Source organism: Trueperaceae bacterium, from assembly GCA_019454765.1.
GTDB lineage: Bacteria > Deinococcota > Deinococci > Deinococcales > Trueperaceae > JAAYYF01.
The window spans coordinates 33409-56482 of sequence record JACFNR010000014.1; the positions used below are offsets into that span (position 1 = coordinate 33409).

General features: G+C 74.4%; 20 protein-coding genes. 8 read left to right on the forward strand and 12 right to left on the reverse strand.

Going from position 1 to position 23074, the window contains the following annotated elements; translation table 11 throughout:
• From H3C53_06050 to H3C53_06065, 4 genes are all read right to left on the reverse strand, one after another.
• Positions 1-437: hypothetical protein (locus H3C53_06050; GenBank protein ID MBW7916232.1), on the reverse strand; the 437-nt coding region annotated here is incomplete at its 3' end.
• Between the two features lie 53 nt (positions 438-490).
• The gene (locus tag H3C53_06055) at positions 491-2095 is read right to left on the reverse strand and encodes a hypothetical protein (protein ID MBW7916233.1); all 1605 of its coding nucleotides are present in this window, start codon (positions 2093-2095) and stop codon (positions 491-493) included.
• A complete protein-coding gene (locus H3C53_06060; protein ID MBW7916234.1) occupies positions 2095-2991 on the reverse strand; it encodes a hypothetical protein in 897 nt (298 codons plus the stop codon). Before H3C53_06060 ends, H3C53_06055 begins: the two co-directional genes overlap by 1 nt.
• Positions 2984-4198, reverse strand: a complete 1215-nt coding sequence (locus H3C53_06065; GenBank protein ID MBW7916235.1) for a cell surface protein — start codon at positions 4196-4198, stop codon at positions 2984-2986. Before H3C53_06065 ends, H3C53_06060 begins: the two co-directional genes overlap by 8 nt.
• Before the next feature lie 229 nt (positions 4199-4427).
• On the opposite strand from H3C53_06065, the gene H3C53_06070 reads away from it, so the two are divergent.
• Together H3C53_06070 and H3C53_06075 are read left to right on the forward strand one after the other, a co-directional pair.
• Positions 4428-5492 carry a P1 family peptidase gene (locus H3C53_06070; GenBank protein MBW7916236.1) on the forward strand — a complete coding sequence of 355 codons (1065 nt, stop codon included), beginning with the start codon at positions 4428-4430 and terminating at the stop codon, positions 5490-5492.
• A 36-nt stretch (positions 5493-5528) separates the two neighbouring features.
• Positions 5529-7241 carry a M3 family oligoendopeptidase gene (locus H3C53_06075; protein ID MBW7916237.1) on the forward strand — a complete coding sequence of 571 codons (1713 nt, stop codon included), beginning with the start codon at positions 5529-5531 and terminating at the stop codon, positions 7239-7241.
• Here the strand turns inward: H3C53_06075 and H3C53_06080 are convergent.
• Entirely contained in the window at positions 7189-8211 is a 1023-nt protein-coding gene (locus H3C53_06080; GenBank protein ID MBW7916238.1) for a LysR family transcriptional regulator, read from the reverse strand. The genes H3C53_06075 and H3C53_06080 overlap by 53 nt on opposite strands.
• Positions 8212-8375: 164 nt before the next feature.
• On the opposite strand from H3C53_06080, the gene H3C53_06085 reads away from it, so the two are divergent.
• Complete coding sequence (locus tag H3C53_06085; GenBank protein MBW7916239.1) at positions 8376-9545, forward strand: putative sulfate exporter family transporter; 1170 nt, start codon at positions 8376-8378, stop codon at positions 9543-9545.
• A 25-nt stretch (positions 9546-9570) separates the two neighbouring features.
• Here the strand turns inward: H3C53_06085 and H3C53_06090 are convergent, their stop codons facing one another.
• From H3C53_06090 to H3C53_06105, 4 genes are all read right to left on the reverse strand, one after another.
• Complete coding sequence (locus tag H3C53_06090) at positions 9571-11211, reverse strand: peptide chain release factor 3 (protein MBW7916240.1); 1641 nt, start codon at positions 11209-11211, stop codon at positions 9571-9573.
• Positions 11212-11390: 179 nt separating this feature from the next.
• On the reverse strand, positions 11391-12020 hold the full coding sequence (locus tag H3C53_06095; GenBank protein ID MBW7916241.1) for a hypothetical protein: 630 nt from the start codon (positions 12018-12020) through the stop codon (positions 11391-11393).
• Positions 12021-12100: 80 nt separating this feature from the next.
• A complete protein-coding gene (locus H3C53_06100; protein MBW7916242.1) occupies positions 12101-13681 on the reverse strand; it encodes a HAMP domain-containing protein in 1581 nt (526 codons plus the stop codon).
• On the reverse strand, positions 13671-14330 hold the full coding sequence (locus tag H3C53_06105) for a response regulator transcription factor (protein ID MBW7916243.1): 660 nt from the start codon (positions 14328-14330) through the stop codon (positions 13671-13673). The genes H3C53_06100 and H3C53_06105 overlap by 11 nt, the downstream gene beginning before the upstream one ends.
• A gap of 188 nt (positions 14331-14518) precedes the next feature.
• Between H3C53_06105 and H3C53_06110 the strand changes: the two genes are divergently transcribed.
• Complete coding sequence (locus H3C53_06110; protein MBW7916244.1) at positions 14519-15268, forward strand: hypothetical protein; 750 nt, start codon at positions 14519-14521, stop codon at positions 15266-15268.
• Between the two features lie 5 nt (positions 15269-15273).
• Here the strand turns inward: H3C53_06110 and bshB2 are convergent, their stop codons facing one another.
• The gene (gene bshB2 / locus H3C53_06115) at positions 15274-16095 is read right to left on the reverse strand and encodes a bacillithiol biosynthesis deacetylase BshB2 (GenBank protein ID MBW7916245.1); all 822 of its coding nucleotides are present in this window, start codon (positions 16093-16095) and stop codon (positions 15274-15276) included.
• Complete coding sequence (locus tag H3C53_06120) at positions 16085-16453, reverse strand: YojF family protein (GenBank protein ID MBW7916246.1); 369 nt, start codon at positions 16451-16453, stop codon at positions 16085-16087. The genes bshB2 and H3C53_06120 overlap by 11 nt, the downstream gene beginning before the upstream one ends.
• Before the next feature lie 194 nt (positions 16454-16647).
• On the opposite strand from H3C53_06120, the gene H3C53_06125 reads away from it, so the two are divergent.
• The 4 genes from H3C53_06125 to H3C53_06140 are packed head-to-tail and all read left to right on the forward strand — an operon-like array spanning position 16648 to position 22267.
• Positions 16648-17826 carry an aminopeptidase P family protein gene (locus H3C53_06125; GenBank protein MBW7916247.1) on the forward strand — a complete coding sequence of 393 codons (1179 nt, stop codon included), beginning with the start codon at positions 16648-16650 and terminating at the stop codon, positions 17824-17826.
• A gap of 4 nt (positions 17827-17830) precedes the next feature.
• Positions 17831-18793, forward strand: coding sequence for a sugar kinase (locus H3C53_06130; protein ID MBW7916248.1), 963 nt, complete (start codon positions 17831-17833; stop codon positions 18791-18793).
• Positions 18794-18803: 10 nt separating this feature from the next.
• Entirely contained in the window at positions 18804-20138 is a 1335-nt protein-coding gene (locus H3C53_06135; GenBank protein ID MBW7916249.1) for a thiolase family protein, read from the forward strand.
• The gene (locus H3C53_06140) at positions 20138-22267 is read left to right on the forward strand and encodes an enoyl-CoA hydratase/isomerase family protein (GenBank protein ID MBW7916250.1); all 2130 of its coding nucleotides are present in this window, start codon (positions 20138-20140) and stop codon (positions 22265-22267) included. Before H3C53_06135 ends, H3C53_06140 begins: the two co-directional genes overlap by 1 nt.
• Before the next feature lie 26 nt (positions 22268-22293).
• On the opposite strand, the gene H3C53_06145 is transcribed toward H3C53_06140, so the two are convergent.
• Positions 22294-22746: a type II toxin-antitoxin system HicB family antitoxin gene (locus H3C53_06145; GenBank protein MBW7916251.1), complete on the reverse strand. Its 453-nt coding sequence runs from the start codon at positions 22744-22746 to the stop codon at positions 22294-22296.
• Positions 22747-23074: the final 328 nt, after the last annotated feature.

The following is a 23074-nucleotide window of genomic DNA, read 5'->3' on the forward strand; positions in this document are numbered from 1 at the left end:
CCGCTGCCGGTGCTCGCGCCGTTGGTCGCGTTCCCACCGTTGCCCGCATCCGCCCGCGGCGCCGTGGCGCCGAGGGGCGCGCCGCCGCGCGTGAGGATGCGCATGACCATGAAGAGGTACGCCTCGTACTCCTCGACCTTGGGGCGTTGGCCGAGGCTGGCGAGGTCCTCCACCGTGAGGGGGTGGAGGCCGAGCACCTGGCCCAGCTCCTCGAGCAGCCTGGTGTCGTGCACGCCGATCACGTTGAGCCAGCGCACCCCCGGCACCGCCAGCAGGGCAGGCAGGTCGCCGGCCCGCGAGACGGTCAGCTCCTCGTAGGCGTCCTCGCCGTAGCGCACGAGCTGCAGGCGCGCCCCGTAGTCGCGCCTCGGGCCCGTGTAGACGACGGCGCCGGGCGGGGCGCCGACCTTGCGGCGCGCGTCGTGGCGCGCGTCCAAGCGCAGCGCGCGCGCCGCGAGCCCGCGCCTCCTCGCCCGCTGGCGTTGCCTGCTCAGAACTTGCCCCCCGTCTTGAAGCCGCCGCGCTTCGGCATGCTGCCCCCCGTCTTGAAGCCGCCGCTCGACCTCGAACCGCCGCTCGGCCTGGAGCCCCCGCCCGACTTGGAGGCGCCGGTCGACCAGCCTCCGGACGAGCCGCCCCCGGAGTGACCACCCGAGGAGCGGGCGACGGCCTCGAGGATCGAGCCCACGGTGTCTAGCACCCTACCCGCGTCGACGGCGGGTCCCTGTCCGCCGCCCCACACGGTGCCGCGCCCGAAGCCGCCCGAGCCGAAGCCGGGATCGGCCGAGCCGCCCGTGCGGGTGCGTTGACGACTCAGGAGCTGCCAGAGCGCCTGCGCCGTGATCATCCCGGCCAGGTACTGGGCGAAGCCCGTCGAGACGGCGCGCTCGTCGCGGAACGCCGAGCCGGGCAGGGCCATGCCGGCGCGGCCGAAGTCGGCCCTGAGCTGCGTCAGCTCCTGCAGGCGGCGGCGGTTGGCGCCGGCCGCGGCGCGCAGCTCCTCGACGGCGGCGGCCAGCTCGTCCCTGCGCCTTGAGAGGTCGGCGAGGCGCGACACGACCAGGTCGTCGTCCGGCGACGGGGTGGTGAGGGCGCGGGCGCGCAGCACCTCGAGGGGGGAGCGGTCGAACTCCCGCTGGAGGTACTCGACGGCGTTCAGGTAGTCGGGGTCCTCGCCCGCCCCGAAGCGTTCGAGGCTCTGGCGGAGCTCCGCCGCGGCCTCTGCCGCCGCGGCGATCCGCGCCTCCGCGCCCTCCACCTCGCCGCGGGCGGCGGCCACGCGTTCGGCTAGGGCGTCGATGCCGTCGTCCGTCCTGGCCCGCTTGTCGAACTCCTCCAGCTCGGCGTGGGCCGCGTCCGCGGCCGCCTTGGCGCGCTCGGCGTGCTCGCGGAGCCTGGCGGGGATCTCGAGCAGGCGCGCGTAGTTGGCGCGCGCCTCGAGGTAGCCGACGATGCGCGCCACGCGGCCGTCGAGGTAGCGCAGCAGCGGCGCCAGGAAGAGGCCGCCCGCCCTGTACTCCGGGGTGCCGTAGTGGCGGCGCCAGAGGTAGGCGAACAGCCGATCCGCGCGGTACGCCTCGCCCTTGGCCTCGAGCTCGGCCTCGCTCTGGGCGGCCTTGGCCTCGGCCTGCTCCGCCACGCGGTCGGCAGCGCGCGCGGCCTCCAGCTTGTGCTGATAGGCCGCGTCGCCCTTGAGTCGCTCCTGGGTGGCGCTCTCGCCGGCGTCCAGCGCGTCGGCGGCCTCCGCCAGGCGGGTGGCGGCACGTGCGCGCTCCGCCTCGAGCTCGGCGGCCGCGGCGGCCTGCTCCTCCTGGCGGCGCTTCAGCGCCGCGAAGGCCGCGTCGCGCTGCGCCACGAACTTGAGGACCTGCTCGTCGCCGGCGTCGGCGGGGGCGCCCGCCCGGCCGGCGCCCCTGTTGGCGAGGTAGTCGAGCCGCAGGGCCGCGAGGCGCTTGAGGTCGGCCACGCGCTTGGCGTCGAGCGCCAGCAGCTCGTCGTTGCTGCGGTTGAGGGAGGCGTCGACGTCGCCCAGGCGGGCCTGCTCCTGCGCGATGGCGGCCAGGAGCCTGTCGAGGGTGGCGGAACCGGAGATCATCAGTCCCAACTCGTGATGGCGGCGCCGGTGGTGTCGAAGCGGTACTGGGGCAGCAAGAAGCCGGCCTGCTTCTCGCCGAACACGTCGTCCTGGATGATGCCGTCGTCGAGCTTGTCGCGCCGGATGGCGTCGAAGGTCTCCTCGCTCACGCGCAGTCCGAAGGCCCGCACCTTGGCGCTCACGCCCGTCTCCTCGCTGGTGACCGTCACGGCCACGCTCCGGCCGTTGAGGTCGACCGGCTCCACGATGATGTAGTAGTTGGCCGCCCCCTCGTTCAGGTCGGGCACGCGCCACACGCCCGTCGTGTCGGCGGCGATGCGCAGCGTGTAGGCGGCGAGGAGTTGCTCCTCGAGCCCCTTCAGGGTGGCGAGCGTGTTTCGCGCCTCGCGGTCGTCGCCGCGCGCGAGGGCGGTGGTAGCCAGCCCGTAGAGCGTCTCGGCCTTGGCCGTCGCCTCGGGGTCGAGCGAGCGCGCGAGCACCTCGGCGTGGACCCGCCCGACGTCTGCGACGAGCGCGCGGTGGGGCGCCCTGAAGGCGGCGTCGTAGCCGACGAGAGCGATGGCGACGACCACCGCCACGGCGAGCAGCAGCCGCCCCCACTTGGCGCGGTCGACGTAGAGGTACGCCCAGCGCGTGGCGGCGGTGCGCGGAGGCGCCCGGTAGACGAAGCGCCCCTCGCGCAGCGCCGCCACGCCCTGGCGCAGGACCTCGTCGGTGACGGCTATCCCCTGCGAGGCGTATACGCTCTTCAGGTTCTCGAAGAGCGCCTCGTCCTTCTCGCCCGCGCCGAGCTCCGCCTCGACGAGGCGTTGGCGGTGGCGCAGCGTGTCGACGACGTCCATGGCGAGCATGACGTCGTCGAGCGGCGGCGCCGGCGTGGCGGGGGAGTCAGCCATTCGGGGCGTTCAGGGCCGCCCCCCGCTCGGCCAGCCGCGCGAGGCGACGCTTGCCGTCCTCGACGGCCGTGCGGATCTCGGCGGCGTTGGCGGTGGCCTGCTGCCGCATGTCGTCGATGATCTCGATGGAGCGCTCCTGGTAGTCGACGACCGATTCGACGAGGCGCTTCACCGCCTCGGCGCGGATGGTCGGCCCGTAACCGACCTTGAGGGCGGCCTCCTGCACCTTGCCGCCGATGTCGGAGAGCGTGTCGAGCGAGTCGCTGACGCCCTTGGTCATCGCCTCCACCGTGCGGGTCGACTCGTTGAGGCCGAAGAGGCCGGTGAAGGTGGCGGTGAGGGCAGTCAGGACGGTCTCGTTGGTGCTGAAGAACGAGACGGCCTGCGCCCGCACGCGCTCCTTGGCCGTGTTCGTCTGCACGAGCCGCGCCATGACCACCTCTGAGGTGTTGTAGGCGATGGTCAGGTTGTCGGAGAGGTCCTTGGCGATCTGGTAGCGCTTGTCGACCTGCTGCAGGGCGCGCACCTTCTCGTCGCGGGCGAGCTCCAGGCGGGCGCGCTCCGCGAGGTCGTCGCCTTCGTAGGCGGTCACCTCGGCCATGGCGGCGTCGACCGCCCCCTTGGCCCCGGCCAGTTCGGCCTCACCCTTCTTGAGCACCTCGAACGCCAGGACCTCGGACTCCTTGAGGGCGCCGCGGAAGTCGCGGTACGCCTCGAGGATGAGGTGCTCGCGCTCGATCTGGTCCTGGCTGTCCTTGGTGACCGCCAGGTAGGTCTGCTTGATCTTGTCGAAGCGGCTGGCGATGTCGCCGCGCGTGACCTTCATCCAGACGGTCGAGAGCCGCTCGAAGGTGCTGATCTTGCCGTCGGCCAACTGGTCGACCATCGCCTTGGCGTCGTCGCGGATGCTGTTGAAGGACTTGGTGATGTCCTCGTAGCGCGAGCCGACCTCCATGGCCTCGACCTGCTTGCGCACCACGTCGTTGAAGAGCGACGCCTGCGCGAGCGTGCGCGTGATGGCCACCACGCGCTCCTGGTCGAGGTCGGAGATCTGCTGCAGGAGGGCGACGATGGGCGCCTCCTGGCTGTTGGCGGCGGTGGGCAGGAGCCCAAGGTCGCGCAGGCCGCCGAGGGCCTTGTCGAGGTACTTGAGCGGCGTCTCGCGCGTGAGGGCGGTGGTGGTCGTCGGTTGTGGCTGCTCGGTCATGGTTGGCCTCTCGTCGGCCCCGTCGGGGCCAGGGGGATGCGGTGGCGGCGCCCGTGCGCGCGCCGGGTTGCGGCGCCCGGCGCGGACCGCACCGGGTGGCGTCCGAGCGAGGTGGTGGCCGGGTGCCCGACGGTTCCAATCATGAGGTCAGGCGGCGGCCCGCGCAAGTGCACCGTGTCCCGCGGCGTGCCGCTGGCGGCCGGCCTACGCGGGTAGTAGGCTCCTGAGCATGCCGCGGAGCGCGAGGGCGCGCGTGAGGGAGCTGGGCGTGACGGTCGGGGTGTTGCCGCCCGGCGCGCGCAACGACATCACGGACGTGCCCGGCGTGCGGGTGGGCCACCTGACGCTCGACGTGGGCGCCGACGTCCGCACGGGCGCCACGGTGATCTTGACGCACCCGGACAACCCGTTCCGGTGGCGGGTGCCCGCCGGCCTGTGCGTCGGGAACGGCTACGGCAAGCTGATGGGCGCCACGCAGGTGGCCGAGCTCGGCGAGCTCGAGACCCCCATCGCGCTCACGAACACCCTGTGCGTCACGCGGGCGGCGGACGCCCTCATCGACTGGACGCTCTCGCGGCGGGGCAACGAGCGCGTGGGTTCGGTCAACCCGTTCGTGGGCGAGACGAACGACGGCCGCCTGAACGACATCCGCGCGCGCCGCGTGCTCCCGGAGCACGTGCTGGCGGCCCTGGAGGCGGCGACCGGCGGCCCCGTGCCGCAGGGGAGCGTCGGGGCCGGTCGGGGCACGCTCGCGTTCGGGTACAAGGGCGGCATCGGCTCGGCGTCGCGCGCGCTGCCCCCGGCGCTGGGCGGGCACGCCGTGGGGGCGCTCGTGCAGTCGAACTTCGGCGGGGTGCTGCAGGTGGCGGGCAGGCCGGTGGGGGTGCGCAGCGGCCGCCACTACCTGGCGGACGAGCTGGGCGAGGGGCGCGCCGACGGCTCAGTGATGATGGTGCTCGCCACCGACGCGCCCCTCAGCTCGGCGAGCCTCACGCGCCTGGCCGCGCGGGCCATGGCGGGCCTGGCGCGCACCGGCGCGGCCTTCTCCAACGGTTCCGGCGATTACGCCCTGGCGTTCTCGACGGCGGAGGGCGTGCGGCGCCGCGCGGGCTCCGCCCCGCGGGCGCCATACCGCGAGGTCGGGAACGACGCGTTGTCGCCCCTGTTCCTGGCCGCCATCGAGGCGGTGGAGGAGGCCATCTACGACTCGTTGTGCCTGGCGACCACGGTGGTGGGGTTCGGTGGCGCCGTCGGCGAGGCGTTGCCGCCGGAGGCGGTGACCGCCGCAGGTTGAGCGCCGGGCGTAGCCGCGCAGGCTGTAACCTCGGGCATGGACAGAGCCGAAGAGGCCCCGCACGGCAGGTTCAAGGTCGCGGACATAGACCCCGACTCGTTGGTGCCGCGCATCACAGCGCTGCTGGCACGCCCCGTCACCGCCGCCACGCTGCCTGACCTGCAGGCGGAGGTCGACGCCGTCATCGTGGACGCGCACGAGCTGGTCGCCGGCCTGACGCGCGCCAAGGACGAGGACACCACGGACGGGGCCGCCAAGGCGGCCTACCTCGACTTCGTGAGCCGCGTGTTGCCCGAGCTCAACCGCGTCGAGGACGAGTACAACCGCAAGCTGCTGGCCGTGCCGGGGTTCACGCCGCCCTCCGACCTGGCGGGCGCCTGGGCCGACATGCGCGACGAGGTCGAGCTGTTCCGCGAGGAGAACCTGCCGCTACAGGCCGAGGAGGCGGCGCTGGGGCAGCGCTACGGCGAGGTGGCGGGCGCGCTGCGGGTGGAGCTGGACGGCGCGACGCTCACGCTCGGCCAGGCCCAGGCCAAGCTCGAGAGCCCCGACCGCGCCCTGAGGGAGCGCGCCTACCGCGCCATCCAGGCTGGACGCAAGGCGGTCCACGCCGACCTCGACGAGGTGTTCATGCGGCTGGTCCCGCTGCGCCGGGCGGTGGCGAGGAACGCCGGGCTCCCCGACTACCGCGCGTACGCGTGGCGCTCGGCGGGGCGGCGCGAGTACACGCCCTCAGACGTCCTGCGCATGCACGAGGCCGTGGAGCGCGAGGTGGTGCCGCGCCTGCGCGCCGTGTACGAGCGGCGGGCGCGCTACCTGGGGCTGGCGCGGCTGCGGCCGTGGGACCTGGCGTGCGACGTGGCGGGGCGCGAGCCGCTCGCGCCGTTCGGTTCCGTGGCGGAGCTGGAGGAGGGGCTGGGACGGATGTTCCGCGAGCTCGACCCGGAGCTGGCGCAGGGTTACGAGCTCTTGCGGGGCGGCTGGATGGACCTGGAGCCGCGGCCGAGCAAGGTGCCTGGCCTCGGTTACCAGAACTACTTCCCGCGCTCGCGTCGGCCCTACATCTACTGGAGCGCCGTCGGCACCGACGACGACCTCCTGACCATGCGGCACGAGGCGGGGCACGCCTTCCACTCGTTCCTGACCCAGGAGCGCTGGCCGCTGCAGCTGCACTTCTGCCGGCGCCCCGAGATGAACGAGCTGGCGTCGCAGGCCATGGAGTTCCTGACGCTGCCGCACCTGGAGCGGGAGCGGGGCGGCTTCTACTCGCCGGAGGACGCGCGCCGCTCGCAGGCGGCCCTGCTCGTGCGCGCCCTGTCGCTGCTGGTGCGGACCTGCATGGTCGACGCGCTGCAGCACTTCGTCTACACGTACGAGGGCGAGGGCGGCCCGTCCGTGGCGGAGGTGGACGCCCAGTGGCGCCGGCTGCTGGCGCGCTTCGACCTCGGCATCGACTACTCGGGCGTGGAGGACGGGCAGGAGAAGGGGTGGCAGATCATCCACGTCTTCCTGTTCCCCTTCTACTACATCGAGTACGCCATGGCCTACCTGGGCGCCATGCAGGTGTGGGAGAACGCCCAACGTGACACGCCCGCGGCGCTGGCCGCCTACAAGGCCGCGTTGGCGTTGGGGGGCACGCGGCCGCTCGACGAGCTGTACGCGGCCGCCGGGGCGCGCTTCGACTTCGGTGGAGACACTATCGCGCGGCTCTGCGACCTGGCGTTGGAGGCGCTTGGCGACGAGGCGTGACGGCGGCGGTGGCGAGCGTCCTGAACGCCCAGGCGGCGTGGGAGGCGAGCCCCTCGGGCGGGTGAAGGAGCGTGAAGCGGCGCGCGAAGCCCGGGTGGTCGATGGGGACCGCCGCCAGCTCGCCGCGCTCCACCTCGGCGCGCACGGCCACGCTCGACAGTATGGTCACGCCCAGCCCGGATCGCACGGCGAGCTTGATGGCCTCGGGCTCGCCCAGCTCGTGACGCACCTCGAGCGTCACCCCGGCGGCGCGCAACGCCTCCTCGATCACGTCGCGCGTGCCCGAACCGGCCTCGCGCCCCACGAACGGCAGGCCGGCTAGGTCCGTCGCCGCCACGGCGGCGCGGCGCGCCAGGGGGTGATCGGGCCCGACCACGAGGACGAGGCTGTCGTCGTGCACGGGCGTGGCGGCGACGAGTCCGGGCGGCAGCCCCGCCCAGGCGGCGGCGGGCGCCTCGACGAGGGCCAGGTCGACCTCGCCGCCGCGCAGCTCGCGCACGGCGTCGCGCGAGTTGCGCGTGTGCACGACGAGGCCGGTGGTGGGGTGCGCCGCGCAGAAGCGGGCCAGGAGCGGCGGTAGCCAGTAGAGGGCGATGGTGGTGCTGGCGGCCACGCGCAGGCGGGCGCCCTCAAGCGCGCGTACCTCGCCCATGAGCTGGTGCACGCCGTCCATCACGCGCTGCAGCGCCTCGGCGTGAGGCAGCAGGCGCTCCCCGAGCAGCGTCGGGGCGACCCCGCGGGAGCTGCGCGTGAAGAGGGGCTCGCCGAAGCCCTCCTCCAGGCGCCTGACCGAGGCGGTCACGGCGGGTTGGGTGCGGTGCAGGGCGGCGGCGGCGCGGGTGATGCTGCCGCTCGCCGCGACCGCCAGGAAGGTCCGCAGTAGCTGCGGCTCCAGGGCCCACGCGGCGGGGGCCGTGGCGGGCGGCTGGTCGGTTCGTCGGGCTCGTGCTCGTGCGGGCGCGTCCGCCATGGCGGGCCTCCTCGGGCGCGGCCGGCGGGGCCGCCGCCGGCCGGCGACTGGGGGCCAGGCTGCGCCCCGCCGCCCTGTCGACCTTGGCTTACATAAATGTAGCTTATGGCTAGATACAACAGGCGGGCCTTCACTTATCGCGGGGACGGCCTTAGGCTCGGTCCATGTTCGCCGCGCGCCTCGCCCACGCTCTCGCCCACGCTGTTGCCCGCGCCGTCGCTCACGGTGTCGCCCGCGCCCGGGCCCTCGCGCCCGGCCTGGCGCTCGTCGTCGCCCTCACGTTCGGGGCGTTCGAGTTGGCGCGCCTGCCCGGCACGCGGCTACTCGGCCCGCTGGTGCTCGCGCTGCTCGGCGGCGCCGCCTGGCGCCTGGTGGCGGGTCGGACGGAGCGGGCGGTCGGGCCGGGGGCCCGCCACGCGGCCAAGGTCTGGCTGCGCCTCGGCATCGTCCTGCTGGGGGTGCGCCTCGACATGCGGGCGCTGGCGGCGGTGGGTCCCACCGTGCTCGTCGGCAGCGCCATCGGCGTGGCGGTGGCGTTCGCGGTGGTCGAGCTTCTCGGCCGCCGCATGGGTGTGCCCAAGGACCTGCGCCGGTCGGTGGCCGTGGGCACGGGCGTGTGCGGCGCCTCGGCCATCGCTGCGGCCCTGCCCGTGCTGAGGGCGGAGGAGAGGCACGCCTCGTTGTCGGTGGCGGTCGTCAGCGTGCTCGGAACGCTCGGCGTGGTGGCGTTCGCGGCCTGGGACGGGTTGGCGCTCGTGTCGTCGCGGCTCCTGGCGGCCGTGGCGGGCGCCAGCCTGCAGGAGGTGGGGCACGTGGTGGCCGCCGGCGCCGCCGTCGGGGGCGCCGACGGCGACCTGGCGCTGCTCGTCAAGCTCTCGCGCGTGGTCCTGCTCGCGCCCGTGTTGATGCTGCTCGGCTGGTGGCTCCGGTTCGAGGCCGCGGGCGGCGGCGGGGCCGGGACCCGTGGCGCCGCCCGTGGCGCCGCCAACGGCGCGGCCCGTGGCGCACCCGGTGGCGCGCTCGCCGGCCCGGCCCTCGGCGCGCCCGGGTCCCACGCGCGTCAGCCGGTCCTGCCGCCCCTCGTCCCCGGCTTCGTGGTCGGTTTCCTGGCCCTCAGCGCCGCCACCAGCCTTGGCCTACTTAGCGCGGCGGCCGTCTCCCACCTCACCACGGCGGCCACGCTCCTGACGGCCGCGGCCATGGCGGGGATCGGCCTTGGCGTCGACTTCCGCGGTCTCGGGCGCGCCGGCCGACAGGCGCTGACGCTCGGCCTGGCGGGGTTCGGGGCGCTGGTCGGCGCGATGAGCTGGTACTATCTATTGGTACTGCATTGACCGGAGGAACCTTGCGCCGGCCCGCTCAGAGCCGCACGACCTCGACCGCGCCCGGCGAGTCGGCGAGGCTCACGTCTGGATGCTCGTCGCGGAAGTACTTGATCTCGCCGTCGAAGCGGAAGAGGGCCACCGCCTTGTCGTCCTGGTCGTGGACCAACATGCCGAACCTGACGGGCTTGGCGGGCGTGGCGCTCAGCCACCGTATGACGCGGTACGGCTGGTGGTCGAACAATACCTCCACGCCGTACTCCTCCTTCATGCGGTGCTCGAAGACCTCGAACTGCAACTGACCGACGGCTCCCAGGATGGGGTCGCGGGCGCCCTGGGCAGGGTAGAAGAGCTGCACGACGCCCTCCTCCGCCAGCTGCTCGATGCCCTTCCTGAACGCCTTGTGCTTGTCGGCGTGCTTGGTGCGGACGGTGGCGAAGCGCTCCGGCGCGAAGCGGGGGAAGCTCGGCAGGTGCACGCCAGGACGCGCGCTGATCACGTCGCCGATGCGGAAGGTGCCGGGGTTGACGAGGCCGATGATGTCGCCAGGGTAGGCGGCGTCGACCGTGGCGCGCTCGTCCGCGAAGAGCGCGTGCGCCTGTGACAGCTTCACCTCGCGCCCGGTTCGCGTCAGCACCGCCTGCACCCCGCGGTGGAACACGCCGGACGCCACGCGCACGAAGGCGGTGCGGTCGCGGTGGCGCGGGTTCATGTTGGCCTGCACCTTGAACACGAACGCCGCGAAGTCCGGGTCCGTCGGCGCGACCGTCCCCGCCGTGGTGGCGAGGGGGCCGGGCGGCGGCGCCAGGTCGAGGAAGTGGTCGAGGAAGACCTCGACCCCGAAGTTGGTGAGGACGCTACCGAAGAAGACGGGCGTGATCTCGCCGGCGAGGAACCGGCCCCTGTCGAGGGGGGGCAGGGCGGAGTCGAGCAGCTCGATGTCGTCGATGAGCTTCCTCTGCGCCGCCTCGCCGATGAGGGCGGCCACCTCGGGCGCGTCCGGCGCCGCCGTCGTGACGGGGGCGCGGCGGGCGTTGCGGTCCGTGCGCTCGTACGCGTGCAGCCGGTTGCTCGTGCGCTCGTAGACCCCCTTGAAGTCGGGGCCGTCGCCGATGGGCCAGGTGACGGGCACCGCCTGGATGCCGAGGGTGGTCTCGACCTCGTCGAGGAGCGCGTACGGGTCCTGGGCTGGCCGGTCGAGCTTGTTGATGAAGGTGAAGATGGGGATGCCGCGTTGCCGGCTCACCGTGAAGAGCTTCAGCGTCTGCTCCTGCACGCCCCTGGCGGCGTCGAGCAGCATGACGGCCGAGTCCGCGGCCGTGAGGGTGCGGTAGGTGTCCTCGCTGAAGTCCTGGTGGCCGGGGGTGTCGAGCAGGTTGAGGCGGACGCCGCGGTAGTCGACCTGCATGGCCGCCGACGAGATGGAGATGCCGCGCTCCCGCTCGATGCTCATCCAGTCGGACGTGGCCTGCGCCGTGCCCGTCTTGGCGGTCACGGAGCCGGCCTCGCGGATGGCGCCGCTATAGAGGAGGAGCTTCTCCGTGAGCGTCGTCTTGCCCGCGTCCGGGTGCGAGATGATGGCGAAGGTGCGGCGCCGCGCGACCTCGCGCGCCAGCGCCGCAGCGCCGCCTTGGGGGGCGCCGCCCTGGGGGTTGGTCGAGGCTCGGGCGTCGGGCATGCGGTGGCCAGTCTACTCCGGCCGAGGGTCCGACCCGGTGGTCGGGGGCGGGTCGCGTCGAGGCCATCGTGATGGTACCAACGTGCGATATCACGCTATGGAAGGCTCGTCCGGGACCGGGTCGGCGAGCGCACCGGCGCGGCGGCCGGCCCGCGCGGCGGCCCGCCCGCGGGCCGGCGTCAGCGCCTGCCGCGCGAGTACCCCAGCAGGACGATCCCGGCGCCGATCAACCCCAACGGCAACATCCAGCGCGCTAGGCCGCCCGACGGGTCGTTGACGATCAGGGTGAGGACGGCCCACGCCATGGCCGGCCACAACGCCCAGCGGGCCCCGCCGCGGGCGCGCGGCAGCAGGTAGACGACCGTGAAGGTGGCGGTCATGCCGAGGAAGAAGACGACGCCCGACTCCCAGCGGGGCCACAGGGCGTCGGCGGCGGCCGTGGCGGCCAAGGTGGCGAACAGGCCGGTCAGCAGCGTGTAGCCGGTGGCGCGGCGCGGGTCGCGGCCGGGGACCCCGAGGAGCAGTCGGAACAGGAGCGCCGCGCAGGCCAGGAAGGCGGCGCCGGCCAACCGGTCCAGCGTCAGGGCGGCGAAGAGCCCGAAGCCGACGACCACGAAGAGGCGGTCCCGGGCACGGCGTCCCGCCCAGCCACCCGCCCCGGCCCGCCGCTCCACCAGGCGCCAGGTCCACGCGGCGGCCAACAGCACCGCCGCCAACCACACGAGCTCGAAGGAGACCCCCCGCACGCCGAGCTGCCGCAGGATGATGGCCGCGCCGAAGAACACGAGGACCAGCCCGTCGCGGCCCATGCCCCGCGGTCGGCCCGGGCCGCCGCCGGTCGCCGCGGCGGGGCCTGGCCCCGCTCCGCGGCGCCGGTCGCGACCGGCGCTCACGGGGCCCCGTCCGCGGGCGCCTCGGCGCCGAACGGCACGCTGACGCGGACGGCCGTGCCGTTGCCGGGCGCGCTGTCGACGCGCAGGCTGCCGCCCAGCGCCGCCACGCGTTCGTGCATGGAGGTGAGGCCCAGGTGGCCGGGGTAGGCCCGCGTCGTGTCGAAGCCCACGCCGTCGTCGAGCACGCTGAGTTCAAGGGTTCGGCCCTCCAGCCCCGCCGCGACGGTGACCGTCGTGGCGCTCGCGTGCTTGACGACGTTGTGGAGCGCCTCCTGCGCCACCCGCAGCAGCACCTGCTTCGTCATGAACGGCAGGTCGGGCTCCGGGCCGAGGCGCCGCACGGTGCGAAGGGAGTGGCGCAGCTCCAGCCCGTCGAGCTGGCGGTGGAGGGCGCCCATCAGGCCCACCTCCGCCAGCGCCTCGGGGCGCAGCTCGAAGATGAGCGCCCGCATCTCGGCCAGCGCCGCCTCGGCCAGCTCGATGACCCCCTGCAGGCCGCGCCGCACCGCCTCCGTGTCGCCACCCAGCTGGCGCTCGGCGGCGTGCGCCGTGAGCACCACGGAGTAGATGGCCTGGCTGACCGAGTCGTGGAGCTCGCGCGCCAGGTGGCGGCGCTCCTCCTCGGCCGCCTCGTCCCGCGCCAGCTCGTAGAGGCGGTTGTTCTCCAGCGCCACTGCCGCCTGCGCCGCCAGGCCGCCCACCCACCTCAGGCTCTCCTCGTCCCAGCCCGCGCCGGGGCGCGCGCCGACGCTGAGCACCCCCACCACGCGGTCGCGCGCCCGGAGCGGCAGGGCGAGGTGATCGCCCTGCACGACAGCGTGCGGCACGATGGCCCTGACGGGCTCGGCGAGGGGGTCGCTCGCCGCGCCTGCCGCGTCGCTTCGGGCCGACCCCAGCGCCGCCTCCGCGCCCACCCGCCCCAGCAGGACGAGCTTGCCGGTGGGCTCGAGCTCGTGCACCTCCGCCGCCACCACCCGCTCCCCTGCCAGGACCTGGCTGAGGATGGCGTCGACCTGCGGCTTGAGGTCGGTGGTGAGGGCGATGGTGTTGGAGAGCGACAGCAGCGCCCGCAGCTCGGCGGTCCTGGTGGCGACGCGCAGCTCGAGCTCCGTCTGGGCGGCCGCGAGGTTGTCGGCCATGGCGTCGAAGGCGCGGGCGAGCTCCCCCACCTCCGACCGGTCGGCGAGGTCGGCGCGCGCCGACAGGTCGCCGGCCGCCAAGGCGCGACTGGCGTGGGTGAGCCGCGCCAGGGGATCGACGAGCAGGGCGCGCGAGAAGGCGGCGGCGGCCAGGAGCGTGACGGCCACGACCACGGCCAGGTTCACGAGGGTGCTGCGCACCACGGCCGCGACGGTCGCCTCGTCGACCACGCTGACGGCCGCGGCGGCGCCGGCGAGGCCGTCGTCGCCCGCCACCGCCGTCACGGTGGCCAGGCCGCGCCACAGGAGCACGCCGGTGGCGATCGCCAACACGAGCACCACCCCGAGCAGGAGCAGCGTCAGGCGGTTGGAGAGGCTGTGGTACCAGGCGGTCGTGGGCGCGCCGGCGTCTACCGCGTTCGTGGCCTCAGGGGTCACGCTCCACCAACCCCTCGCGCATGGCGTACAGCGCGGCTTGGGTCCGGCTCTTGAGGTCGAGCTTGGCGAGGAGGCTCGACACGTGGCTCTTCACGGTCGCCTCGGCGATGTCGAGGCGCTGCGCTATGCCCTTGTTCGTGGCGCCAGCGGCCAACTGCCTCAGCACGTCGAGCTCGCGCTCCGTGAGGGACGCGGGCGAGTCGCCGCCGCGCACCTCGCGCACCAGGCGCTGCTGGGCGCGCGGGTCGAGGCGCACCTCGCCGCGGGCGGCGGCGCGCACCGCCTCGAACAGCTCGTCCGGCCGCGTCTCCTTCAGCAGGTAGCCGGCGGCGCCCGCCTCCACCACGTCGATGACGAGGCGGTCCTCCAGCACGCTGGTGAGCGCCACGACCTCGACGTTCGGGTGGGCGCGCCTGATGGCGCGCGTGGCCTCCACCCCGTTCATGACGGGCATGAGCAGGTCCATGACCACGACGTCGGGGTTCAGCTCCGCCACGCGCATCACGGCCTCCTCGCCGTTGGCGGCCTCGCCCACCACCCGCAGGTCGGGCTCCAGGTCGAACGCCAGGCGCAAACCGCGGCGCACCACGGTGTGGTCGTCTACCAGCAGGACGCGGATGGGGGCGCCCGGGGCGCTGCCACTGGTCATCGGTCACCCTCCGCGCCCAGGGTAACCGGGCCGGCGCGGGCGCGCGTCAACCTTTCGGCGGAGCCGGCCGACCATCCCTACGGTTGAGGCGGGGGCAGCCCCACTGCCGAGGCGCGGCGCGGCGTCGGCCGCCTAGCCTGAATGGCGAGGGGCGCCCAGCGGCGCCCGACGACATGGGAGGCTACAAGATGACGCAGAAGAGCTGGACTCTCGAGGGCAAGTCGCTGGCCGGGGCGGGGCTGGTGCTGCTCGGCCTGCTGTTCCTACTCGGCGGGTTGGGCCTGTCGAGCGTGGTGGGGCGCTTCGTTGGCGCGCTCCTGTTCGGCGGCCTGGCCTACCTCGCGTACGAGGAGGGGCGCCGCAAGGGCAACCAGGTCCTCACGCTGGCGGCGATCCCGCTCGTCGGCCTGGCGCTGGCGAGCCTCCTGCCCGGCTTCGGCGGCGGCGCGCTCTTCCTGGCCGCCGTCGGCCTGGCGTTCGCGCTGGTGTGGCGCCGTAACCCGACGCGCTGGTGGGCCGTCATCGTGGCGGGCACGCTCGGGTCGGCGGCGTTGACGGCCGCGCTGCCGCGGCCGTTCGCGGCCGCGGGCGGAGCGCTCTTCCTGCTGGGCATGGCCGCCACGTTCTTCGCGCTGACGCGGCTCAGGAGCCACGCCCAGCCGTGGGCCATCTACCCGGCAGGCGGCCTCGTGGTGCTCGCCGTCCTCGAGCTGGTGGGCGGCGCCGGCGGCTGGCTGGTGCCGGCCGTGCTGATCGGCGGCGGCCTCTACCTGCTCTACCGCGACGGTCGGCTGGGGCCGACCAGGCGCCCGGCCGCGCCCTACCGCGGCGCCGCCGAGACCGCCGCGCCGGCGGACGCCGCCCGACCCCTCGCGGCCCCCGAAGCGCCGGACGCGCGCCCCACCGACGGCGACGCGCCGGCCGAAGGGCCCAGCTGAGCCGACTACTCGAGGGGGGTGGGCGCGTCCGGGTCGAGCAGGTAGTACTCCTCGCGCTGCGTCAGGCGCTCCACGAAGCCGCGCGACTGCGCGTCGACGGGAGCGCCCGTCGACGGCGCGGGCGTGCCGGCCGCCTCCTGCGCCTTCTTGGTCGCGTCCGCCTGCCAGCTCGCGAACATGACCTCCGTCTGGGAGCGGTGCGCCCGCAGGGCGCCAAGCTTGGTGTCGGTCACCTCGCGGATGTCCGCCGTCACGTGCGGTTCGCCCAGCTCGGCGCGCACCGTCTCCGGGTCGCCGATGGCCACGGCCAGGAGGCGGGGCCGCGCCGCCCTCGGCATGCCGCGGATGGCGAGCACCGTCGCCTGCCCGAGGGCGTCGTGGTCGGGGTGCACCCCGTAGCCCGGGTAGTAGGTGAGCACCGTGCTCGGGTCGAACTCCTCGATCACGGCGCGCACCTGGGCTGCCACCTCGGCGGGGTCCTCGAACTCGATGCACTTGTCGCGCAGGCCCATGAAGCGCAGCCCGCACCCGAGCACGCGGCAGGCGGCCGTCAGCTCGCCCGTGCGCACGTCGCGCAGCGCCTCGCGGTTCGTGAAGGCGGGCCGGCCCATGCGCCGACCCATGTCGCCGTAGGTGCCGCACAGGTACATGGTGCGCACGCCCGCCGCGGCACAGAGCGCCAACGTGCCGCCGGTCGCGAACGACTCGTCGTCGGGATGGGGCAGCACCGCGAGGACGGCGCCCTCGCGCGCCGCGTCGAACGGCGCCGGCCCCGCCGCCGCCACGCTCCCCGCGGCGCCGGTCGTGACGCCCGCCTCAGTCAGCATCGTGGGTGCCCTCCCGGAACGGCGTGGCCGACAGCTGCAACGCCATGGTGAGCTGGCCCTCGCAGTCGAGCCCGGCGAGGAGCAGCTCGTCGCGCTCGTTGACGTCGTAGTCCGTGAGCCCGTCGGCGTACACCCAGCCGTCGGCCAGCTTCAGGCCGACGCGGAAGGGGCCGGAGCCCGTCACGGTGCCGCGCGCGTAGCTGACGCGCGCGTTCCGCACGAACGCGATGACGGGGTTCTTCTTCTCGGGACCGAGCTTGGTGTACGAGCCGGTCGTGGTCTCCAGGTGCAGGAACACGTCCTGACCGAGCCTACGGTCGAGCTCGGCCTGCACGACGTGTCGATCTATCGGCCTCAACTCATCCTCCAGGTGGCTCGACCCGTTCGAACGTGGGGGCACCGTCGGGCGCGCGAGCCTGCCCGTCGCGGCGGCGGTGTCCGCCCGCGACGACACGCCCGCGATTGTACAGCCGCGGTAGGGGTGTCACGCCGTGAGGTACGCGGCTCGCGGCGCGGCGCGCGTGAGGGGCGCGGCGCGGCTATCATTCCCGCATGGATTGGCTACCGGTGGTGCAGAGCGAGCTGGAACGGTTGGGCCTCGACGCCTGGTTGATGTACGACTTCCGCAAGAGCAACCCCGTGGTGAGGCCCATCCTCGGCCCGCTCCTCGAGGGGAACACGGCCAGCCGGCGCGTGTTCCTGCTCGTGCCCGCCCGGGGGCGCCCCCGCTTCGCCGTGCACGCCATCGAGGCGGGCTCGCTGCCGCCCGGCATCGACGTCGACGTCGTCAGCTACTCGAGCCGGGAGAGCCTGCAACGCGTCCTGGAGGGGTTCCTGGCGGGCGCGAGCCGCGTGGCCATGGAGTACAGTCCCAACGGCGACAACCCGTACGTTGGCCGCGTGGACGCCGGCACGATCGAGTGGGTGCGCTCGCTCGGGGTCGAGGTCGTGTCGTCGGGCGACCTGGCGCAGGTGCTGGAGGTCTGGACGCCCGAGCAACTCAAGCAGCACCTCACGGCCGCCGCCGGGGTGATGGCCGCCAAGGACGCCGCCTTCGCCCTCATCGCGCAGCGCGCGCAGCTCGGGCAGCCCGTCACGGAGGTGGAGGTGCAGCGCCTCATCGAGAGCCACTTCGCGGACCGCGGCCTCGCGCCCGGCACGGCGCCCAACGTGAGCTTCGGGGCGCACTCCGGCGACCCCCACTACCACCCGCTCCCCGGCGTGCGCGACGCCACCCTCCGCCCGGGCGACGTGGTGCTCATCGACCTGTGGGCCAAGGTGCCCGAGGCGGGCGCGCCGTTCGCCGACGTCACCTGGATGGGCGTCCACGGCCGGCCGAGCGCCGAGCTCGAGCGCGTGTGGGAGGCCGTCAAGGGGGCGCGCGACGCCGCGCTCGGGCTCATCGCCGGTGCCTACGCCATGGGCCGGTGGCCGACCGGGGCGGAGGCCGACCACGCCGCGCGCCAGGTGCTCGAGGCGGCCGGTTACGGCGAGGCGTTCACGCACCGCACGGGCCATAGCCTCGGCAGCGCGACCACGCACGGCGTCACGGCGCACCTCGACGGCTTCGAGACCAACGACACGCGCGCCCTCAGGCCCGGTGCCGGCGTGACCATCGAGCCGGGCGCATACTTCGAGACGTTCGGGGTGCGCTCCGAGATCAACGTCTACCTGGGGGAGGACGGGCCGCGCACCACAACCGACCTGCAGGCGGAGCTCGAGGTCCTGTGAGGCCGTGACGGCTACCCCTGAGCTGGTGGTGGTGGGGGATTACGCCTGGGACGTGCTGATCCGCACGAACTCGCCGCTCCAGACGGGGGGCGACGTGTTCGGCGAGGTGCAGCTGGCGCCGGGCGGCAGCGCCGCCAACACGGCCGTGTGGGCGCGGCGGTGCGGGCTCGAGGTGCGCTTCGTCGGCAAGATCGGCAACGACTCGTTCGGGCAGCTGGCCGTCGAGGAGCTGCGCGCCGAGGGCCTCGCCGCCGACTGGCTTCGCAGCGACGCGCACCTCACGGGCTCGGTGGCCGTGTGGATCGACCAGGTGGGCGAGCGCTCGATGGTGTCCGGCAAGGGGGCCGACCACTACCTGTTGCCGTCCGAGCTCCCCGTCGCCACGCTGCGCGCCGCCAAGAACCTCCACCTGCACGGGTGGTCGTTCTTCGGCGACCCGCCGCGCGCCGCTGCCAGGCGCGCCGCCGCGCTGGCGAGGGAGGGAGGCGGCCGCGTCTCGTTCGACCCCGGCTCGTTCCAGATGATCTCGCAGATGGGGGTCGCGGCGTTCCTCGACCAGACGACGGACCTGGGCGCCGACCTGATCTTCCCGAACCTGGAGGAGGGCCAGGTGCTCTCCGGGGAGCGCGACCCGGAGGAGATATGCGCGCGCCTCCACGAGCTCTACCGGGGGGCGCTCGTGGTGCTGAAGCTCGACGAGGCCGGCTGTTACGTGTACGAGAACGGGGTGGGCACCTACCTCGGCGCCGCTAGCGCCCGCCTGGTCGACTCCACCGGCGCCGGCGACTCCTTCGCCGGCGCCTTCCTGGCCGCCTGGCTGCAGGGCGAGGCGCCGGTGGCGGCGGCGGAGCTTGCCAACCGGGTGTCGGCGTGGGTGGTGGAGCGCGTGGGCGCGCGGCCACGCCCCGACGAGGCGTTGGCCGCCCTGCTGGCGGGGGCGGCGCGGGCTTGGCGGCCCGAGCGGTAGACTCGGGCAAATGGTTGCACCCAGTACAAGTTCGTCGGCACGTGCCGCGCCGGCCGCCGCGGAGCGCCGCGGCACCGGCGTGGTGGTCGCGAGCGGCGCGCGCCTCCCGTTCAGCCGCGCCGGCACCGACTACCGCGCCCTCGTCGCCTACGACCTGGCGCGCATGGCGTTGGCCGGGGTGCTCACGCGCGCCGGCCTGAGCGGTCAAGAGGTCGGCCAGGTGATCATGGGCACGGTCGTCCAGAACGTGGCCACCAGCAACGTGGCGCGCGACGCCGCGCTCGCGGCCGGCGTGCCCGACCGCGTGCCCGCCCACACCGTCACCGTGGCCTGCATCTCCGCCAACCGCGCCATCGCCGACGCCGCCCTCGCCATCCAGGCCGGTCACGCCGAGGTGGTCCTCGCGGGCGGCGTCGAGATGCTGGGCGACGTGCCCGTCGGCTTCGACCGCGAGCTGCGCCGCCGCTTCTTCGATAGCAGGCGCTACAAGGGGCTCAAGGACTGGCCCGCCTTCTTCAAGGGGCTCAAGCCGCGCGACCTGCTGCCCAAGGCGCCCGCCATCGCCGAGTTCTCGACCGGCGAGACCATGGGGACGAGCGCCGACCGCCTCGCCGCCCGCTTCGGCGTCACGCGCGAGGAGCAGGACGCGTACGCGCTCCGCTCGCACCAGGGGGCGGTGGCCAACCGCGAGCGCCTCGCCGAGGAGACCATCGCCGTGACCGTGCCGCCCAGCGGCAAGGTGGTGGCGCTCGACGACGGCGTGCGCCCCGACACGAGCCTGGAGCGCCTCGCCAAGCTGCCGCCGGCGTTCGTGAAGCCGTTCGGGACCGTCACGGCCGGCAACGCCAGCCCGCTCACGGACGGCGCCGCCGCCGTGGTGCTCATGAGCGAGGAGCGCGCCGTGGCGGAGGGGCGCACGGGCCTCGCCCGCATCGTCGACTTCACCTTCGTGGCGCAGGACCCGGGCGACGAGCTCCTGCTCGGACCCGCCTACGCGGCCCCGCGCCTACTGGCGCGCAACGGGCTGAGCTGGGAGGACCTCGACGTGGTCGAGATCCACGAGGCGTTCGCCGGGCAGGTCCTGGCCGTGCTGCGCGCCCTCTCGTCGGACGGGTTCGGGCGGCAGAGCCTGGGCCTCGCGGGGGCCTTCGCGCCCGCCATCGACATGGACAAGGTCAACCCGTGGGGCGGCTCCGTGTCGCTCGGCCACCCGTTCGGGGCCACGGGCGCGCGCCTCGTGACCACCGCCACTCACCGGCTCCACGCGGAGGGCGGGCGCTACGCGCTCGTCACCGCCTGCGCGGCGGGCGGACAGGGCCACGCCATGCTGTTGGAGCGCGTCTGATGGCCGGCCTGCGCGTGGAGCGGCGCGGCGACGTCGCGATCCTGTGGATCGACCAGCCGGAGCGGAGCGTGGCGCTCCTCGACATGCCGCTCCTGAAGGCCCTGCCGGGCGTCATCGACGAGCTTGACGCCGACGCCGGGGTGCGCGCCGTGGTGCTGGCCAACGCCAAGCCTGGGGCGTTCTTGGCGGGCGCCGACGTCGGGGCCTTCCTCGGATACACCTCACCGGCAGAGGTCGAGGCCGAGATCCACGAGGGCAACGCCTTCCTGGCGCGGCTCGAGGCGTGGCGCAAGCCGCTGGTGGCCGCCGTCGACGGCGTGTGCCTGGGTGGCGGCACGGAGCTCGCCCTCGCCGCGCGCTACCTCCTCGCCAGCACCAACCCCAAGACGCGCATCGGCTTGCCGGAGGTGCAGCTCGGCCTGCTGCCCGGCCTGGGCGGCACCGTGCGCCTGCCGGAGCGCGTGGGCCTCGCGCTGGCGCTCGACATGATCCTCACTGGCCGCAACCTCTACGCCAAGCAGGCGCGGCGCGCCGGGCTGGCGCACGCGCTCGTGCACCCCGAGGGGCTCATCGACGCGGCCGTGCGGGCCGCCGGCATGCTGGCGGCGGGCGCCTTGAGCGTGCCGCGCCGGCGTCCCAAGCCGCTCGAGCTCCTCCTGGAACGGACGCCGGCGCGCGCGCTGCTCTTCGACCGGGCCGCCAAGCAGGTGGCGGCGCGCACGCACGGCAACTACCCGGCGCCCGAGCGGATCCTGGAGGCGCTCAACGCCTGGGCGCGCGGCGGGCGCCAGGCCGGCCTCGCCGCCAGCGCGCGGGCCTTCGCGGAGCTGCTGTTCACGCCGGAGGCGCGCGCGCTCATCCACGTCTTCTTCGCGCAGACCGCCGCCAAGAAGAACCCGTGGCCGGGCGTGGCGTTGGACGTGGACGCCGTCGGCGTGCTTGGCGCCGGCCTGATGGGCTCGGGCATCGCCGAGGTGACGGCGGCGGGCGGCATGCGCGTGCTGCTGAAGGACCGCGACGTGGCGCTCAGCCTCAAGGGCAAGGCCGCCGTGTACCGCGGGCTCTCCAAGCGCGTCGGGAAGGGGCGCACGCCGTTCGAGCGCGACCGCATGGCGGCGCGCGTGGCGGTCGTCGACGGCTACGAGCCGCTGGCCGCCACGCAGCTCACCATCGAGGCGGTGCTCGAGGAGCCCGCCCTCAAGCGCGAGGTGGTGGCCGCGGTGGAGCGCGTGACGGGGGAGGGGAGGCACGTGTTCGCCTCCAACACCTCGGCCATCCCCATCCACGAGATCGCCGCGGAAGCCGCGCGGCCCGAGGCCGTCCTCGGCATGCACTACTTCTCGCCCGTGCCGAAGATGCCGCTGCTCGAGATCGTGGTCACGCCCGAGACGGCGGACTGGGCGGCCGCCACCGCCTTCGAGGTGGGGTCGCGCCAGGGCAAGACGACCATCGTGGTCAACGACGGACCGGGCTTCTACACCACGCGCGTGCTGTCGGTGTTCATGGCGGAGGCGCTGCGCGCGCTGGAGGAGGGGGCCGACCCGGCCGAGCTCGAGCGCGCCGTGGTGGCGTACGGCTTCCCGCTCGGGCCGCTGGCGTTGATGGACGACGTGGGCATCGACGTGGCGGCCAAGATCGAGACGGTGCTGGAGCCGTTCATGGCCGCGCGGGGCCTGACCAGGAGCCCGGTGAGCGGTCGGCTCGTCGAGGCGGGGTACCTGGGCCGGAAGGTCGGCAAGGGGTTCTACCGTTACGAGGGGGGCAAGCGGCAGAAGGAGTTCGACCCGGCGGCGCTGGGGTTGGCGGGCTTCCGCTCCGGCGGCGTGGCGGCCGTGGAGCGCGGGGGGGCGCTGGCGGAGCGCCTGGCGCTCGCCTTCGTGCGCGAGGCGGTGCTGTGCCTGGCCGAGGGGGTGCTGCGGAGCGCCCGCGACGGCGACGTTGGGGCCGTGTTCGGCCTGGGGTTCCCCCCGTTCCGGGGCGGGCCGTTCCACCTCGTCGACCAGGAGGGGGCCGGGTCGGTGGTGGCGCGCCTGGAGGCGCTGCAGGCGCGTCACGGCGCACGCTTCGAGCCGCCGGCCGCCCTCAGGGAGCTGGTCGCGGCGGGTGGCCGCTACCACCCTCGGGACTAGGCGGCGGGGCGCGGAGCGTCTCGGCCTCAGCCCGCCTCTGTTTCGCGGACGGCGTTGATGCGCGCCACGCCCACCTCGATGCTGCCCACGAGGAAGTCGTTGAGGCTCACGTCGAGGGTGGCGGCCGTGATGGCGGCGCGCCGGTGCAGGTCGGGCGGGAGACGCAGCAGGAGGCGACCGGAGAACGGCTTGGCAGGCTCCACGCCGCGCGTGGCGCAGTCGAGCAGGTAGCCGTCCACGGCGGCGTGGAACTCGCGCCTGAGCTGGGCGACCGTGGTCGCCTGGAAGGCGATGTCGTCGCGCAGGTCGACGACCTCGCCGCGCAGCACCCCGGCCGCGTCGTCGTAGACGACCTTGGCCGTGTACCCCTTGTGACGCATGGTGGTCTGGGTGGCGGCGAGGCCGCGGCGCGGCGGCGGCGTTGGGCGCTTGACCGGGGCGCGGCGGCGCCTGTCTGACGGGGTGGGGCTGGGGTTCATCCTGGACCTCCTGCCGGTGGCCGGCTGATGGTATCAAGAGATAATATCAAAAGCCGGTGAGAGATCGAGCCGGGGCGGCGCCCGGACCGGAGCCGCGCGGCGCGGGCGGCGAGCCGGCGCTCCCGGCCACCGGATTAATAGTATCAAATGCCGGTATCGAAGGCCATGACCACGCATCTGCGCGTGAGGCACGGGGCCGCGGCCCGCGTGACCGCGACCGGGCACTGCCATGTGCGCGACCGCCGCCGGCCGCCGGGTGGGTGCGCGGGCGCGGCCCGGTGCCCGCCCGCGACCCGCCGCCCGCCCGCGGCCCGGCGCCCACCCGCGC

Excerpts from the sequence above, each read along its gene's own strand:
- H3C53_06065 (MBW7916235.1), bottom strand. The coding sequence starts at position 4,198 with ATGACCGAGCAGCCACAACCGACGACCACCACCGCCCTCACGCGCGAG.
- H3C53_06135 (MBW7916249.1), top strand. The coding sequence starts at position 18,804 with ATGGTTGCACCCAGTACAAGTTCGTCGGCACGTGCCGCGCCGGCCGCC.
- H3C53_06085 (MBW7916239.1), top strand. The coding sequence starts at position 8,376 with ATGTTCGCCGCGCGCCTCGCCCACGCTCTCGCCCACGCTGTTGCCCGC.
- bshB2 (MBW7916245.1), bottom strand. The coding sequence starts at position 16,095 with ATGCTGACTGAGGCGGGCGTCACGACCGGCGCCGCGGGGAGCGTGGCG.
- H3C53_06055 (MBW7916233.1), bottom strand. The coding sequence starts at position 2,095 with ATGATCTCCGGTTCCGCCACCCTCGACAGGCTCCTGGCCGCCATCGCG.
- H3C53_06095 (MBW7916241.1), bottom strand. The coding sequence starts at position 12,020 with ATGGGCCGCGACGGGCTGGTCCTCGTGTTCTTCGGCGCGGCCATCATC.
- H3C53_06105 (MBW7916243.1), bottom strand. The coding sequence starts at position 14,330 with ATGACCAGTGGCAGCGCCCCGGGCGCCCCCATCCGCGTCCTGCTGGTA.
- H3C53_06125 (MBW7916247.1), top strand. The coding sequence starts at position 16,648 with ATGGATTGGCTACCGGTGGTGCAGAGCGAGCTGGAACGGTTGGGCCTC.
- H3C53_06090 (MBW7916240.1), bottom strand. The coding sequence starts at position 11,211 with ATGCCCGACGCCCGAGCCTCGACCAACCCCCAGGGCGGCGCCCCCCAA.
- H3C53_06070 (MBW7916236.1), top strand. The coding sequence starts at position 4,428 with ATGCCGCGGAGCGCGAGGGCGCGCGTGAGGGAGCTGGGCGTGACGGTC.
- H3C53_06140 (MBW7916250.1), top strand. The coding sequence starts at position 20,138 with ATGGCCGGCCTGCGCGTGGAGCGGCGCGGCGACGTCGCGATCCTGTGG.
- H3C53_06080 (MBW7916238.1), bottom strand. The coding sequence starts at position 8,211 with ATGGCGGACGCGCCCGCACGAGCACGAGCCCGACGAACCGACCAGCCG.
- H3C53_06145 (MBW7916251.1), bottom strand. The coding sequence starts at position 22,746 with ATGAACCCCAGCCCCACCCCGTCAGACAGGCGCCGCCGCGCCCCGGTC.
- H3C53_06075 (MBW7916237.1), top strand. The coding sequence starts at position 5,529 with ATGGACAGAGCCGAAGAGGCCCCGCACGGCAGGTTCAAGGTCGCGGAC.
- H3C53_06110 (MBW7916244.1), top strand. The coding sequence starts at position 14,519 with ATGACGCAGAAGAGCTGGACTCTCGAGGGCAAGTCGCTGGCCGGGGCG.
- H3C53_06060 (MBW7916234.1), bottom strand. The coding sequence starts at position 2,991 with ATGGCTGACTCCCCCGCCACGCCGGCGCCGCCGCTCGACGACGTCATG.